Raw genomic sequence first — 14,793 nt, forward strand, 5'->3', positions numbered from 1 at the left:
CGGCGCGTATCTCATCGGGCCCCGGCAGCGATAGCGACAACTAGCAGCAACAAAACCCGTAAAGGGGAAAGGAAGTTACGTGCTCGACGTCAACTTCTTCGATGAACTCCGCATCGGCCTGGCCACTGCGGAGGACATCCGCAACTGGTCGTACGGCGAGGTCAAGAAGCCGGAGACCATCAACTACCGCACGCTCAAGCCCGAGAAGGACGGCCTCTTCTGCGAGAAGATCTTCGGCCCCACCCGGGACTGGGAGTGCTACTGCGGCAAGTACAAGCGTGTCCGCTTCAAGGGCATCATCTGTGAGCGCTGCGGCGTCGAGGTCACTCGCGCCAAGGTGCGTCGTGAGCGCATGGGCCACATCGAGCTCGCCGCGCCGGTCACGCACATCTGGTACTTCAAGGGTGTGCCGAGCCGCCTCGGCTACCTGCTCGACCTGGCGCCGAAGGATCTCGAGAAGATCATCTACTTCGCCGCGTACGTCATCACGGCGGTGGACGACGAGCTGCGCCACAACGAGCTCTCGACCCTCGAGGCCGAGATGGAGGTCGAGAAGAAGTCCGTCGCCGATCAGCGCGACGCCGACCTCGAGGCCCGCGCGCAGAAGCTCGAGGCCGACCTGGCCGAGCTCGAGGCGGAGGGTGCCAAGTCCGACGTCCGCCGCAAGGTCAAGGACGGCGGCGAGCGCGAGATGCGTCAGCTGCGCGACCGCGCCCAGCGTGAGCTGGACCGGCTCGAGGAGATCTGGAACACCTTCACCAAGCTCAAGCCGAAGGACCTGATCGTCGACGAGCTGCTCTACCGCGAGCTGCAGGACCGCTACGGCGAGTACTTCACCGGCGCGATGGGTGCCGAGTCGATCCAGAAGCTCATCGAGAACTTCGACATCGACGCCGAGGCCGAGTCGCTGCGCGAGACCATCCGCAGCGGCAAGGGCCAGAAGAAGCTGCGCGCCCTGAAGCGACTGAAGGTCGTCGCGGCGTTCCAGCAGTCCGGTAACTCGCCCATGGGCATGGTTCTCGATGCGGTGCCGGTGATCCCGCCGGAGCTGCGTCCGATGGTGCAGCTCGACGGTGGCCGCTTCGCGACCTCCGACCTGAACGACCTGTACCGCCGCGTCATCAACCGCAACAACCGCCTCAAGCGACTGATCGACCTCGGCGCCCCCGAGATCATCGTCAACAACGAGAAGCGGATGCTGCAGGAGTCCGTGGACGCGTTGTTCGACAACGGCCGTCGTGGCCGGCCGGTCACCGGCCCGGGCAACCGTCCGCTGAAGTCGCTGTCCGACCTCCTCAAGGGCAAGCAGGGCCGGTTCCGTCAGAACCTGCTCGGCAAGCGCGTCGACTACTCCGGCCGTTCGGTCATCGTCGTCGGCCCGCAGCTCAAGCTGCACCAGTGCGGTCTGCCGAAGCTGATGGCGCTCGAGCTGTTCAAGCCGTTCGTGATGAAGCGCCTGGTCGACCTGAACCACGCGCAGAACATCAAGTCCGCGAAGCGCATGGTCGAGCGGCAGCGCCCGCAGGTGTGGGACGTCCTCGAAGAGGTCATCAACGAGCACCCCGTGCTGCTCAACCGTGCTCCCACGCTGCACCGCCTCGGTATCCAGGCGTTCGAGCCGCAGCTCGTCGAGGGCAAGGCCATCCAGCTGCACCCGCTCGTGTGTGAGGCGTTCAACGCCGACTTCGACGGTGACCAGATGGCCGTGCACCTGCCGCTGTCCGCGGAGGCGCAGGCCGAGGCCCGCGTGCTGATGCTGTCGTCGAACAACATCCTGTCGCCGGCGTCGGGTCGTCCGCTCGCCATGCCGCGTCTGGACATGGTGACCGGTCTGTTCCACCTGACCCGCCTGGTCGAGGACGCGCCGGGCGCGTACCGGCCGGCCACCGACGACGAGCCGGAGCAGGGCGTGTACTCGTCCCCGGCCGAGGCCATCATGGCCGTCGACCGCGGCGTGCTCTCGGTGCAGGCCCCGATCAAGGTGCGCCTGACGCGGCAGCGCCCGCCGAAGGACGTCGAGGCCGAGCTGTTCCCCGACGGCTGGAACTACGGTGACGGCTGGACCGTGCAGACCACGCTCGGTCGCGTGCTGTTCAACGAGCTGCTGCCGGTGAACTACGGCTTCGTCAACGACGTCATGCCGAAGAAGCGTCAGGCCGCGATCATCAACGATCTGGCCGAGCGTTACCCGATGATCGTCGTCGCGCAGACCGTCGACAAGCTCAAGGACGCCGGCTTCTACTGGGCCACTCGTTCGGGTGTCACCGTGTCGATGGCCGACGTGCTGGTGCCGCCGGAGAAGAAGGAGATCCTCGAGCGCTACGAAGCGTCCGCGGATCAGCTCGAGCGCAAGTTCGCTCGTGGTGCCCTCTCGAAGGAGGAGCGGCGCGACTCGCTCGTCAAGCTGTGGCAGGAGGCGACCGAAGAGGTCGGTCAGGCCATGGAGGCGCACTACCCGGACGACAACCCGATCCCGACGATCGTGAAGTCCGGCGCCGCGGGCAACATGACCCAGATCCGCTCGCTCGCGGGCATGAAGGGTCTGGTGACGAACCCGAAGGGTGAGTTCATCCCGCGCCCGATCAAGTCCTCGTTCCGTGAGGGCCTGACCGTGCTCGAGTACTTCATCAACACCCACGGTGCCCGTAAGGGTCTGGCCGACACCGCGCTCCGTACCGCCGACTCGGGTTACCTGACCCGTCGTCTGGTCGACGTGTCGCAGGACGTCATCGTCCGCGAGACCGACTGCGGCACCCCGCGCGGTATCGAGATGGTCATCGCCGAGCCCGAGCGCGACGGCGCGGGCAACGAGACCGGCCGCCTGGTGCGCGACGCCCACATCGAGACCAGCACGTACGCCCGTACGCTGGCCACCGATGCGGTCGACGCGGACGGCAACGTCGTCGTCACCCGGGGCAGCGACCTCGGCGACCCGGCGATCGAGGCCCTGCTGGCCGCCGGCATCCGGAAGGTCAAGGTCCGCTCCGTGCTGACCTGCGACACCGGCACCGGCGTGTGCGCCACCTGCTACGGCCGCTCGATGGCGACCGGCAAGCTCGTCGACATCGGCGAGGCCGTCGGTATCGTCGCCGCGCAGTCGATCGGTGAGCCCGGTACGCAGCTGACGATGCGTACGTTCCACCAGGGTGGCGTCGGTGAGGACATCACCGGCGGTCTGCCGCGAGTGCAGGAGCTCTTCGAGGCCCGCGTCCCGAAGGGCAAGGCGCCCATCGCCGACGTCTCCGGCCGCGTGCGCCTCGAGGACGACGACCGCTTCTACAAGATCACCATCGTCCCGGACGACGGCGGCGAGGAGGTCGTGTACGACAAGCTGTCGAAGCGTCAGCGTCTGCACGTGATCCGCAAGGCGAACGGCACCGAGGGCATCCTCGCCGACGGCGACCACGTGGAGGTCGGTCAGCAGCTCCTCGAGGGTGCTGCCGATCCGCACGAGGTGCTGCGTGTCATGGGTCCGCGTCAGGTGCAGGTCCACCTCGTGAACGAGGTTCAGGAGGTGTACCGCAGCCAGGGTGTGTCGATCCACGACAAGCACATCGAGGTCATCGTGCGCCAGATGCTGCGTCGCGTCACGATCATCGACTCGGGTTCGACGGAGTTCCTGCCCGGTTCGCTGGTCGAGCGCAGCGAGTTCGAGGCCTCCAACCGGCGGGTCGTCGCCGAGGGCGGCGAGCCGGCTGCCGGTCGTCCCGTGCTCATGGGTATCACCAAGGCGTCGCTGGCCACCGATTCGTGGCTGTCGGCGGCGTCGTTCCAGGAGACCACTCGCGTGCTGACCGACGCGGCGATCAACTGCCGCTCGGACAAGCTGATCGGTCTGAAGGAGAACGTGATCATCGGCAAGCTGATCCCGGCCGGCACCGGCATCAACCGGTACCGGAACATCCAGGTGCAGCCGACCGAGGAGGCCCGCGCGGCCGCGTACGCTATCCCGTCGTACGAGGATCAGTACTACTCGCCGGAGGGCTTCGGCCAGAACACCGGCGCTGCGGTTCCGCTCGACGATTACGGTTACTCCAGCGACTACCGGTAGATCCGTCGCCGCGGCCGGGAAACCGGCTGCGGCCCGGCTCTCTGCCGTGGCCACGAAGGTCCCGCCCTCTTCTCTTCGGGGGCGGGGCCTTCCTGGTTTCCGGGGTGGGCGTCACGGCCGCGCCGGTCGTCGGCTAGTTTGGGTAGGCACTCCTAACAACCCGAAGGGAACGCCTGTGCCGTCGACCCGAATCCCGAGGCTGCTCGCCGCAGCCGGACTCGCTCTCACGTTCGTCCTGACCGCGTGCTCGTCGGGGAGCGACGAGGCCGGCGAGTCGTCGTCCGCGGCCGGAGGCGCGTTCCCGGTCACGATCGAACACGCCCTCGGCAGCACGACGCTCGACGGCGAACCCGAGCGGGTGGTCACGTGGGGCTTCGGCAGCACCGATGCCGCGCTCGCGCTCGGCGTCGTGCCCGTTGCCATCCCGGCCCAGTCCTACGGCGGCGACGCGCAGGGGGTGCTGCCGTGGATCGGGGACCGGCTCGCCGAGCTGGGTGCCGAGACACCGGCCGTCCTGCCGAACGACGGCACGGACGTGCCGGTGGAGCAGATCGCGGCGGCGCGGCCGGACGTCATTCTCGCCAACTACTCCGGGCTCACCCGGGAGCAGTACGAGACGCTGAGCCGGATCGCGCCGACCATCGCGTACCCGGACGAGCCGTGGGCCACCCCGTGGCGCGACGTCGTCGCCACCGTCGGGCAGGCGCTCGGCAGATCCGGCGAGGCGGCCCGGCTGATCGCCGACACCGAGGCCACCATCGCGGAGAAGGCGGCAGCCTATCCGCAGCTGCGGGGCAGGACCGTCGCCGCGGTGTGGGACACCGGCGACACCTTCTACGTCTACAAGCCGGCCGACTCGCGCGTGGAGTTCCTCACCGACCTCGGTCTGGTGAGCGCACCCAGCGTGGCCGAGCTGAGCACCGACGAGTCCAGCTTCTACTTCACCCTCAGCTTCGAGGAGGCCGGCAAGCTCACCAGCGACATCCTGCTCTCCTACGCCGACGACGCCGCGGCCCAGGAGCGCACGCTCGCCCAGCCGTGGGCGCGGACCATGGGGCAGGTGACCGACGGTCGGGTCGCGAAGGTCAACGGCACCGAGCTCATCGCCGCTGTGTCGCCGCCGACCGTGCTGTCGCTGACGTGGGGCATCGACGCCTATCTCGAGGCGCTCGCCGCCGCGGCCGAGTAGGGCGATTCCCGGTCGGCGTCCCGGTCAGCGCGGGATGTGGAAGTCGACCAGGGCCGCACCACGCGGGCCCAGGTCGTGCCACGGCCCCCGCACCGCCAGCACCGCCACCGCGGAGGTCGGGAACTTCTCGATGATCTGACGGGCGGCATCCGAGTCGTGGTCGTCCGAGAGCAGCAGCGTCGTCGCGGACAGGACGGGCTCGTGGCCCACCACGAGCAGGGTCGACACGTCGTCCGGGACCTGGCGGATCGCGTCGACGATCTTCCCCGGCGTGGCCTCGTAGAGGTCGTCGAGGATCTCCGTGGGGACCTCGACGGCGGCCTCCGCCAGGGTCTTGCGGGCGCGCGTCGCGCTCGAGCACAGCACGGCGTCTATCGGGGGCTGGTGGGCCCGCAGCCAGCGTCCGGCGAGGCCGGCCTCGCGTCGTCCCCGTGGGGCAAGGGGGCGCTCGTGATCGGCGACGCCGTCCGGGTACGCGGACTTCCCGTGCCGCAACAGGATCAGGGTGCGGGTCATGGGTTCACCCTAGGTGGTCAGGGTCACCGGCGGCCGACGCGTGCCACCGCGCGCACCTCGTCGCCGACCGTGAACCACAGGGTCAGCGCGTCGGTCTCGTGACGGGCGCGCAGGACCAGCGCGTCGCCGGCGACGACCGGTCGAAGGTGCTCGATCACCGCACGGTACGGCGCGGTCTGCAGCTCCGGCCGGCCGGCCAGGTGCTCCTCGATGCCGTGCCAGTAGGCGGCGTTGTTGACGTGGTCGAACGGGTCGATGTCGGTGGCCCGTAGCGGGAAGGCCGTGCCGGCGTCGGCGTCGTCGGACGGCGTGGGCGGCAGCCATGCCCGCCATCGCAGCCGGGTGTCCTCCGCATGGCGGGCCATGTGCTCCCAGAGCCGGTCGCTGATCCGGGCTGGCATCCCGTTGGTGGGCCCGATGTTGATCCAGAACGCCGAGGTGTCGATCAGGGCGTCGCCGGTGCCGTCGAGCCGCACGCGGACGTTGGCCCATCGCGTGGACAAGGCGTCGCACCACCGGCGCAGTTCGAGTTGTTCGCGGAAGCGGGCCGGCCGGTGCACGTCGACGACGGTGCGGCGCACGATCCACAGCGGGTCGGTGGCGGTGGCGTCGACGGCGTCGAGGTTGTCGGTGCCGATGTCCTGCAGGTAGCGGGCCACGCCGTCGAGACGGAGCCGTTCCCGGTTGTCGACGTCGCCGGTGCGCACCGTGCGCGTGGACCGGAACGCGTCGTCGGGCGGGGGCGCGGCCCCGAGGGGCTGCGCCAGCGCGTCCTCCGCCGCGGACTTCTCCGGTGCCGGTTTCGCGGCCGTGTCCGAACCCATTCGTCCCCCTGCTCGTCGTCGGCCCCTGCCGATTCTGACAGCTGCGGGGCAGGGCTGCAGCGAATCTTGCGAGGGGCGAGACATCGAGGCTACAGTGGAGTTAACTGTTACCGGATGTCACATGAAATCCGGTCCCGGCTCTTCGAGGACACGACATGGCCTATGTGATCACCCAGACGTGCTGCAACGACGCGAGCTGCGTCGCCGTGTGCCCGGTGAACTGCATACATCCCACGCCCGAGGAGCGGGAGTTCGCGCAGACCGAGATGCTGCACATCGACCCGCAGGCCTGCATCGACTGCGGCGCGTGCGCGGACGCCTGCCCGGTCGAGGCGATCTTCCCGGAGGACCGGCTCACCGAGGCTCAGGCCCGGTTCAAGGACATCAACGCCGACTACTACACGGCGCACCCGATGCCCGAGAACTGGATCCCGCTGACACCCGTCCCGGCCCCGCCGCGGGGACAGGGCACCCTGCGCGTGGCGGTCGTCGGTGCCGGTCCGGCGGCCTGTTACGCCGCGCAGGAACTGCTCGAGCGCTCGAACGTCGAGGTGGACATGTTCGACCGGCTCCCCACCCCCTGGGGACTCGTCCGCAGCGGTGTCGCACCCGACCACCCCGGTACCAAGGCCGTCACCGAGTCGTTCGAATGGTCGTTCCGCCGCGACGCGTTCGCCCTGCACCTCGACGTCGAGGTCGGCCGCGACATCGACCACGCCGAGCTGCTCGCCCATCACCACGCCGTCGTCTACGCGACCGGGGCGTCCGCCGACCGCAACCTCGGCATCGCCGGCGAGGACCTTCCCGGCAGCCACGCCGCCACCGAGTTCGTCGCCTGGTACAACGGCCACCCCGACTACGCCGACCGGGTCTTCGACCTCTCCGGCGAACGCGCGGTCGTGGTCGGCAACGGCAACGTCGCCCTCGACGTCGCCCGCATCCTCACCATGGACGTCGACGAGCTGGCCCGCACCGACATCGCCGATCACGCCCTCGAGGCGCTGCGCCGGAGCAACATCCGCGAGGTCGTCCTGCTGGGCCGCCGGGGTCCGGCCCAGGCGGCCTACAGCAACCCCGAGTTCCTCGCCCTCGGCGATCTGAACGGCGTCGACGTCGTCGTCGACGAGACCGAGCTCGAGCTCGATCCCGCCAGCGCGGCGCTCGCCGCCGCCGACCCGGCGGTCGCGATGCGCATGCGGCTCGCGCGCGAGTACGCGCGCCGCGAGCCCCGGCCGGGGAACAAGCGCATCGTGTTCCGCTATCTCGTGTCGCCCACCGAGATCGAGGGCACCGAACGGGTCACCGGACTGCGCGCGGTACGCAACGACCTGATCGCCGGCGACGACGGTGCGCTCGTCGCCCGGCCCGCCGGGCAGGCCCTGCACCTCGACGCGCAGCTGGTGCTGCGCTCGATCGGCTACCGCGGGGTCCCCCTCCCGGGAGTGCCGTTCGACGAGCGACGGGGGATCGTCCCCAACGAGGGCGGGCGGGTCACCGCCGCCGGACCCGGCGTGTACGTCACCGGGTGGATCAAGCGCGGTCCGAGCGGCGTGATCGGAACCAACAAGGCGTGCGCCAAGGAGACGGTCGCGGCCCTGCTCGCCGACTTCGACGCCGGCCGGCTCGCGCGTCCGGCCGGTGGCCGGCGGGAACTCGATCGCCTGCTCGGGCAGCGGCGGCCCACCCGGGTGGGCCTGAGCGGATGGCACGAGATCGACGGGGCCGAGCGGGCGGCCGGCCGCGCCGCCGGCCGGCCGCGCGTCAAGCTGACCGACCGCGCCCGCCTCACGGAGACCGCGGCCGGGCGGCCGCGGCCGGGGCGAAGCCTGCTGCGTCTGGTGCGCCGATAATCGGTTGGGGCTCCGCCTGCGTCGGGACTAGTATCTTTCGGCGGTGCCCGGCACCGCCCGCGGCGACGTCCGCCGGGGGAGCGCAGGCCGGGATGTCGATCCGCCGCGCTGTCGGGGCGCGCGCTGGTCGCCGGGCACGTCGAGGGTGACACGCGGCTCGCGCCGAGATCGTCGTCGCCGCACGGTACGACGTGGTGCCCGGCCCCCTCGATCCCATCCTGGCAGGTCTGCCTGCCATCGCGCCTCGAGAGGACCGACCCATGACAGCCCCCCATGCGGGCCCGGCCGCCGCGCCGGCGAGCGACAAGCTCGACGCGGCAGTTCTGAAGATCGCGTCGGTGGTGGTGCTCGGCGCCATCATGTCGATCCTCGACGTGACGGTCGTCTCCGTCGCCGTGCCGACGTTCATGGAGGACTTCGACTCCAGCTACGCGACCGTCGCGTGGACGATGACCGCCTACACGCTGGCGCTGGCCAGCGTGATTCCGCTCACGGGCTGGGCCGCGGACCGGTTCGGCACCAAACGGCTGTACCTCGCCGCCCTTGTCCTGTTCGTCGCCGGGTCCGTGCTGTGCAGCATGGCGTGGGACATCACGTCGCTCATCGGGTTCCGCGTGGTGCAGGGCCTGGGCGGCGGCATGCTCATGCCGCTGGGCATGACGATCATGACCCACGCCGCGGGACCGCACCGGGTCGGCCGCGTGATGGCGGTGCTTGGCATCCCGATGCTGCTGGGCCCGATCGGGGGCCCGATCCTCGGCGGCTGGCTGATCGACACCGCCAGCTGGCACTGGATCTTCCTGATCAACCTGCCCATCGGCGTCGTGGCCCTCGTCGCCTCCGTGCTGATCCTGCCGAAGGACCGCCCCAGCCGGTCCGAGTCCTTCGACTTCGTCGGCATGGCGCTCCTGTCGCCGGGCCTGGCGCTGTTCCTGTTCGGCGTCTCGTCCATCCCGGAGGTCGGCACCGTCGCCGCGACGCGGGTCCTCGTGCCGGGCGCGATCGGCGCCGCGCTGATCGTCGCGTTCGTGTTCCACGCCCTGCGTGCCCGGAACCCGCTCATCGACCTGTACCTGTTCCGCAACCGCCAACTGACGTTCGCGGTGCTCACCATGTCGGTGTTCGCGATCGCGTTCTTCGGCGCAGGACTGCTGTTCCCCAGCTACTTCCTCCAGGTGCGGGGCGAGTCGACCCTGGCGGCGGGCATCCTGCTCGCGCCGCAGGGCCTCGGCGCCATGCTCACCATGCCGGTCGCCGGCCGGCTCGTCGACCGGATCGGACCCGGGAAGATCGTGCTCGTCGGCCTGACCCTCGTCACGCTCGGCATGGCCGTCTTCACGCAGGTGGGCACGGACACGTCGTACGTGCTGCTGCTCGGTGCGCTGTTCGTCATGGGCATGGGCATGGGTGCCACGATGATGCCGACGATGACGGCCGCGCTGCAGACGCTGACCCATCAGAGCGTGGCCCGCGGGTCGACGCTGATGAACATCGTCCAGCAGGCCGCCGGCTCCGTGGGCACCGCGACCATGTCGGTGATCCTGAGCAGCCGCCTGGCGACCCCGGCGGGGGCGCCCGAGGGCGGCGGGCAGATGGACCCGGCAGCTCTGGAACAGCTGCCCGCACCGATGCAGGAGTCGATCCTCACCTCGCTCGCGGACGCGTTCGCGACCACGTTCCTCGTCGCGACCGTCCTCATGGCCCTCGCGGTGATCCCGGCGCTGTTCCTGCCGCGCACGCGCGTCAAGCATCCGGCCGGGGAGGGACTGCAGCCGGTGGCCGTCCACTAGCCGGCCGTCCGGAGGGGGCCGTGACGTACGTCGCGGCCCCCTCTCCGTGTCTGCGGCTAACCTCGTTCCGGCAGCACGACGGCGACCCGAACGGACGACCCAATGAGCATCGAACCCACCCACCGAGGCCCCGCCGCGACGGACGAGGCACCCGGACAGCCGCGTCTGTGCCGGCGCGCCCTCTTCGGCGGTGCCGGTGCGGTCGCGGCCGCCGCAGTCCTGTCCGCGTGCGGTGCCGAGGCCGACCAGAGTGGCGCCGACGGCACCTCCGCCGCACCGACCACGCCGCCTGAGCCCGGTCCGGACGCCGCGGTCGTGGCTGCCGCGGCCGACATCCCGGTGGGCAGCGGCGTCCTGTTCGCCGACAAGCGTCTCGTGGTGACGCAACCCGTCGCCGGGGACTACCGGGCGTTCGTCGCGCTGTGCACCCACTCGGGCTGCAACATCACCGGCGTCGAGGCCGACGAGATCGTCTGCGACTGTCACGGCAGCCGGTTCCGTCTGGACGGGACCGTGAGCAAGGGTCCCGCCCGCAAGCCGCTCAAGGCGCGTCCGGCCGCGGCCCGCGGTGCGGACGTCGTCGTCGACTGATGCGGGCGATTCGCTGAGCGGGCGGGCGGCGGCGGAGTAGATTCGACCGCGACATCATCATTGAAGTGCGGACCGACGAGGGGACCCGATGGTGCGCAGGGGGCCGTTGATCACGTTGGCGGCGGTGGTGGTGCTCGCCGCGGTCCTGCTCGCGGTCAACGTCTCCAAGGAGGACGGCGGCCCCACGCCCGCCCCTGGCCCGGCCGCCACGTCCGCGCCGGCCCCCACCACGACGGCTGCGCCCTCGACCGCCGTGGCCTTTCCCGCGCAGGCCACCTACGTCGCGCAGATCCCCGTCGCCACCGGAACCCTCACGCTCGCGATCGCCGTCGAGGGCGAGGACGCCGTCGCGTACGCGTGCGACGGCAGCGCAGTCGAGTCCTGGCTGTCCGGCGACGCCGAGGACGGCAGGCTCGAGCTCGAGGGCCGCGACGGTGCCCGCCTCGACGGCGAGTTCGACGGCACGACGGTGCGCGGCACCCTGTGGCTCGGTGACCGGAGCTGGACCTTCGACGCCGCGCCGGCCGAACCCCCGGCCGGCCTCTACCTCGCGAACGTGGGCGACGTCCGGGCGAGCTGGATCGTCACGCAGGACGGGACGGTCACCGGTGTGCGCCGCGCCGGCGACGGCGGCACCGCGCCCGCCCCGGCCCTGGCGCCGGACGGGACGGCGGTCGTCGACGGGGTGGTCGTGACCGCCGACCCGGTGTCCGGCAGCGACACATTCTGACGGTGCCGCCGCGCGGTGACACCGGGAGGAGGACGGATGAGCACACCGCAGGTCCATCCCGTCGCACCGCCGCGAACGGCCCCCGTCGTGGTCGCGTTCCTGGTGGGTGCCCTCGTCGCGGTCGGGCTCGGTGTGTACGGCAGTGTGCACGAGCCGACCTTCTTCTCGATCAACGTCGCCGGGTTCTCCAGTCCGACCGCCGTCAAGGCCTGGCTGGCGACCCTCGCCGGCGTGCTCGCACTGGTTCAGCTCGCCTCGGCGGCCGTGATGTACGGACGGATGCCGGGACTGCGGGCGCCGAGCTGGATCGGGACCCTGCACGTGTGGTCGGGCCGCCTCGCGGTGCTGGCCACCGTCCCCGTCGCGGTGCACTGCCTGTACGCGCTCGGTTTTCGCACCGGCGAGCCGCGGGTGCTGTGGCACTCGCTGGCCGGATGCCTCCTCTACGGGGCGTTCGTGGCCAAGATGCTGCTGCTGAGCCGGCGAGGCCTGCCGGGATGGGCGGTTCCGGTGGCCGGCGGCGCCCTGTTCACGGCGATCGTGGTCGTGTGGTCGACCTCGGCGCTGTACTTCTTCCGCACGACGGGCCTCACGTTCTGACGGCCCCACCCCTACTGTCCCCTCCACCCCACTGTCCCTCCCACGATCGGAGCCGGAAATGGATTTCGAGCAGTCTCCCGTCAGCCGCCGTTCGGTGCTCCTGGGTGCCGGGGTGGCCGCCGTCGCCGCCACGGCGGCCTGCAGCACCTACGGCGACGAGCCGGCCTCCGGGCAGACCTCCGCGGCGGAGGACGCCGGCACCGGGGCGGCCGCGGGACAGCCCCTCGCGGCCGTCGCCGACATTCCCGTGGGCGGGGGACGGATCTTCCCCGATCAGAAGGTCGTGGTGACCCAGCCGGCCGCGGGCGAGGTGCTCGCGTTCAGCGCGATCTGCACCCATCAGGGCTGCACGGTCGCGGCCGTGCAGGACGGCACGATCAACTGTCCCTGCCACGGCAGTCGGTTCAACCTCGACGGCACCGTCGCGAACGGGCCCGCCGCGCGTCCTCTCGAGAGCAGGGCCGTCACCGTCGAGAACGGCGAGATCACCCTCGCCTGACCGGGTTCGCCGTCCCACCTCGACGGTCTCATCGGGCGGCACCGGGATAGGGTCGACGGCGTGACCAGACCTCTGCGCGACTGGCGGCCGCGGGCGTTGCGTGAAGGCGCCGAACCCGACGCCCGCTTCACCCTCGCGAACGAACGCACGTTCCTCGCGTGGATCCGCACCGCGCTCGGCGTCATCGCGGCGGCCGTCGCGCTCGAGACCTTCGCCGGCGACGTCGTGGGGCCGGTGGTGCGGACCACGCTGTCGTGCACGCTGCTGGTGTTCTCCGCGCTCCTGGTGATCGCCGCCCTGCGGCGCTGGCTGCAGATCGAGGCCGCGATGCGCACCGAACGTCCCCTGCCGCCGCCGCGGATCGCCTTCCTGCTCGCGGCGATGCTGGCGGTCGGGGCCGTGGCCCTCGCCGCGGCCCTCCTGATATGACCGCGCCGTCGCGTTCGGGCCCACGATGAGACACGACGACCCGGGCCTGCAGCCCGAGCGCACCACGCTCGCGTGGCTGCGCACGGCGACCGGGCTGGGAGCGGTGGTCCTGCTGTTCCTGCGCCTGGCGCCCGGCCCGGCGCCCGTGGTGGTGGTGATCGGCCTGCTGTGCCTGGTGCCGGCGCTCGTGCTGCTCGTGACGAGCGGGCGCGAGCACCGGGCGCGCGTGAGGCGCTTCATCGAGGGCCGCGCGAGGCATCACTGGTGGCGCAACATCGTCCTGACCGTCACGGTCGTCGTTCTGGCCCTCGCCGCCGCCACGCTCATCGTCACGTCGCAGGCGTGACCGCCGCACCGTCGCCGTTCCAGCCGGGCTGGACGATCTACTCCCGTGTCAATCGGGCACGGAGCCGTGGAAGGCCCACGCCCGGGCGGTCAGCGCGATCCGACCGGCTCGGTCGCGGCGCAGTCGGGCATCGAGTACCGTCCGCAGTTCGGCTCGGCGCCGTGCCGGCAGCGACATGCAATATCCGGGGGCGGGTCCCTGACCGCCGAGGAACGGCGCCCAGAAATCGTCGAAGTCGGCGAACACGGTGGGAACCTCGAGCGGCTGGATCCGCACCCCGGTGAGACCTGCAGACGCGAGCAGGTCGTGGAGGGGATCGGGCCGGCAGAGCGGGAAGCGGACACCCTCGTCCCGGTCCCGCGCCGCCTCGTCCAGTTCGACGGCCGCATCCCAGAAGGCGCGAATCATCTCCATGCCCTCGGCGTAGTCCCACACGTAGCCGCCGATCGTCCCGCCCGCTCGGGTGACGCGGCGCATCTCGACAAGACCCTCGATCGGATCGGGAAGAAAGTTGAGGACCAATCCGGATACGACGCGGTCGAACTCGCCGTCCACGGCCGGTATCGCCGCAGCGGTACCCGGCCGGACCTCGAAGCGGGGATCGTCGACCGTGGTGCGGGCCGCCGCGGCGAAGCCCTCGGACGGTTCGACCCCGACGACCCGGGACGGTTCCTCGGCGACAAGGACGGCGTGTGCGAGAGCGCCGGTCCCGCACCCCACATCGCACCACGCGGCGCCCGCGCCGGCAGGGGGCAGCCATTGCAGGAACTTCGAGGCGACCGGGCGGCTCCAGCGACCTACATAGCGCTCGTACGCCGCGGCGATCTCCCAGGCGTCGGCGGTGTGATCCGTCATCGCGGTCTTCCTCTCTCCGGTCCCCGGTCAGTCGACCTGTCCGGGCCGGCGCCGTTGCCTACGAACCGGATCCGGGCTCACGGCCGGAACGGCGGTCGAGGTCGATCACCCGGGCCCCGCCCTGCGCCGCGGCCACCCGTGTCTCGGTGCCGTCCTCGGTCACGGCGACGATCTCGCACCGGCACAGCGCCTGTCGCCGGCTCGAGTCGACGACCGTCGCCGCGGCCCGCAGCAGCGTGCCGCGGCCCGGGCGCAGGTAGTCGATCGTGAATCCGGTGGTCACGATCGACGATCCGAGCACGGTTCCCGCCGCGAAGGTCAGGGAGTTGTCCGCGGCGTAGGCCAGCACGCCGCCGTGCACGAACCCGAACTGCTGCAGCAGCTCCGGACGCAGCGGGATCTCGAGCACCGCGCGGCCCGGCTCGTACGCGGCGACCCGGGCGCCGACCAGCACGCTGAACGGTTGGGCCGCGAGCACCGCCGCCGCGTCGTCCACCCCTCGAAGTTCCACGGCCTGCAGTCT

General features: G+C 71.0%; 14 protein-coding genes. 10 read left to right on the top strand and 4 right to left on the bottom strand.

Annotated features, from left to right (window positions below; all coding sequences use genetic code 11):
- Nucleotides 1–79: 79 nt before the first annotated feature.
- Both A4U64_RS05820 and A4U64_RS05825 read left to right on the top strand, forming a co-directional pair.
- Entirely contained in the window at nucleotides 80–4,051 is a 3,972-nt protein-coding gene (locus tag A4U64_RS05820; protein ID WP_006931290.1) for a DNA-directed RNA polymerase subunit beta', read from the top strand.
- A gap of 175 nt (nucleotides 4,052–4,226) precedes the next feature.
- Nucleotides 4,227–5,240, top strand: a complete 1,014-nt coding sequence (locus A4U64_RS05825) for an iron-siderophore ABC transporter substrate-binding protein (RefSeq protein ID WP_232334174.1) — start codon at nucleotides 4,227–4,229, stop codon at nucleotides 5,238–5,240.
- A gap of 24 nt (nucleotides 5,241–5,264) precedes the next feature.
- Here the strand turns inward: A4U64_RS05825 and A4U64_RS05830 are convergent, their stop codons facing one another.
- Together A4U64_RS05830 and A4U64_RS05835 are read right to left on the bottom strand one after the other, a co-directional pair.
- Nucleotides 5,265–5,756 carry a SixA phosphatase family protein gene (locus tag A4U64_RS05830; protein WP_006931286.1) on the bottom strand — a complete coding sequence of 164 codons (492 nt, stop codon included), beginning with the start codon at nucleotides 5,754–5,756 and terminating at the stop codon, nucleotides 5,265–5,267.
- 23 nt (nucleotides 5,757–5,779) lie between these two features.
- Complete coding sequence (locus A4U64_RS05835) at nucleotides 5,780–6,580, bottom strand: acyl-[acyl-carrier-protein] thioesterase (protein ID WP_006931283.1); 801 nt, start codon at nucleotides 6,578–6,580, stop codon at nucleotides 5,780–5,782.
- Nucleotides 6,581–6,735: 155 nt separating this feature from the next.
- Here A4U64_RS05835 and A4U64_RS05840 point away from each other — a divergent pair, with 155 nt between their 5' ends.
- The 8 genes from A4U64_RS05840 to A4U64_RS05875 all read left to right on the top strand — a co-directional run bounded on the left by A4U64_RS05840 (nucleotide 6,736) and on the right by A4U64_RS05875 (nucleotide 13,415).
- On the top strand, nucleotides 6,736–8,430 hold the full coding sequence (locus A4U64_RS05840) for an FAD-dependent oxidoreductase (RefSeq protein WP_029545051.1): 1,695 nt from the start codon (nucleotides 6,736–6,738) through the stop codon (nucleotides 8,428–8,430).
- A 260-nt stretch (nucleotides 8,431–8,690) separates the two neighbouring features.
- Nucleotides 8,691–10,220 carry a DHA2 family efflux MFS transporter permease subunit gene (locus tag A4U64_RS05845; RefSeq protein WP_006931279.1) on the top strand — a complete coding sequence of 510 codons (1,530 nt, stop codon included), beginning with the start codon at nucleotides 8,691–8,693 and terminating at the stop codon, nucleotides 10,218–10,220.
- 102 nt (nucleotides 10,221–10,322) lie between these two features.
- Nucleotides 10,323–10,811, top strand: coding sequence for a QcrA and Rieske domain-containing protein (locus A4U64_RS05850; protein WP_029545047.1), 489 nt, complete (start codon nucleotides 10,323–10,325; stop codon nucleotides 10,809–10,811).
- An 88-nt stretch (nucleotides 10,812–10,899) separates the two neighbouring features.
- Nucleotides 10,900–11,541 carry a hypothetical protein gene (locus tag A4U64_RS05855; RefSeq protein WP_050035593.1) on the top strand — a complete coding sequence of 214 codons (642 nt, stop codon included), beginning with the start codon at nucleotides 10,900–10,902 and terminating at the stop codon, nucleotides 11,539–11,541.
- A gap of 36 nt (nucleotides 11,542–11,577) precedes the next feature.
- Entirely contained in the window at nucleotides 11,578–12,141 is a 564-nt protein-coding gene (locus A4U64_RS05860) for a DUF6529 family protein (RefSeq protein WP_006931273.1), read from the top strand.
- 58 nt (nucleotides 12,142–12,199) lie between these two features.
- Nucleotides 12,200–12,640 carry a QcrA and Rieske domain-containing protein gene (locus A4U64_RS05865; protein ID WP_006931272.1) on the top strand — a complete coding sequence of 147 codons (441 nt, stop codon included), beginning with the start codon at nucleotides 12,200–12,202 and terminating at the stop codon, nucleotides 12,638–12,640.
- 60 nt (nucleotides 12,641–12,700) lie between these two features.
- On the top strand, nucleotides 12,701–13,069 hold the full coding sequence (locus A4U64_RS05870; protein WP_006931271.1) for a YidH family protein: 369 nt from the start codon (nucleotides 12,701–12,703) through the stop codon (nucleotides 13,067–13,069).
- Between the two features lie 25 nt (nucleotides 13,070–13,094).
- On the top strand, nucleotides 13,095–13,415 hold the full coding sequence (locus tag A4U64_RS05875; protein ID WP_006931270.1) for a DUF202 domain-containing protein: 321 nt from the start codon (nucleotides 13,095–13,097) through the stop codon (nucleotides 13,413–13,415).
- A 48-nt stretch (nucleotides 13,416–13,463) separates the two neighbouring features.
- On the opposite strand, the gene A4U64_RS05880 is transcribed toward A4U64_RS05875, so the two are convergent.
- On the bottom strand, nucleotides 13,464–14,270 hold the full coding sequence (locus A4U64_RS05880) for a class I SAM-dependent methyltransferase (protein ID WP_006931268.1): 807 nt from the start codon (nucleotides 14,268–14,270) through the stop codon (nucleotides 13,464–13,466).
- Between the two features lie 58 nt (nucleotides 14,271–14,328).
- Nucleotides 14,329–14,766: a PaaI family thioesterase gene (locus A4U64_RS05885; RefSeq protein WP_043800645.1), complete on the bottom strand. Its 438-nt coding sequence runs from the start codon at nucleotides 14,764–14,766 to the stop codon at nucleotides 14,329–14,331.
- Nucleotides 14,767–14,793 lie beyond the last annotated feature (27 nt).

The sequence above is a fragment of the Rhodococcus sp. WB1 genome (genome assembly GCF_001700945.1).
Classification (GTDB): Bacteria; Actinomycetota; Actinomycetes; order Mycobacteriales; family Mycobacteriaceae; genus Rhodococcus; species Rhodococcus aetherivorans.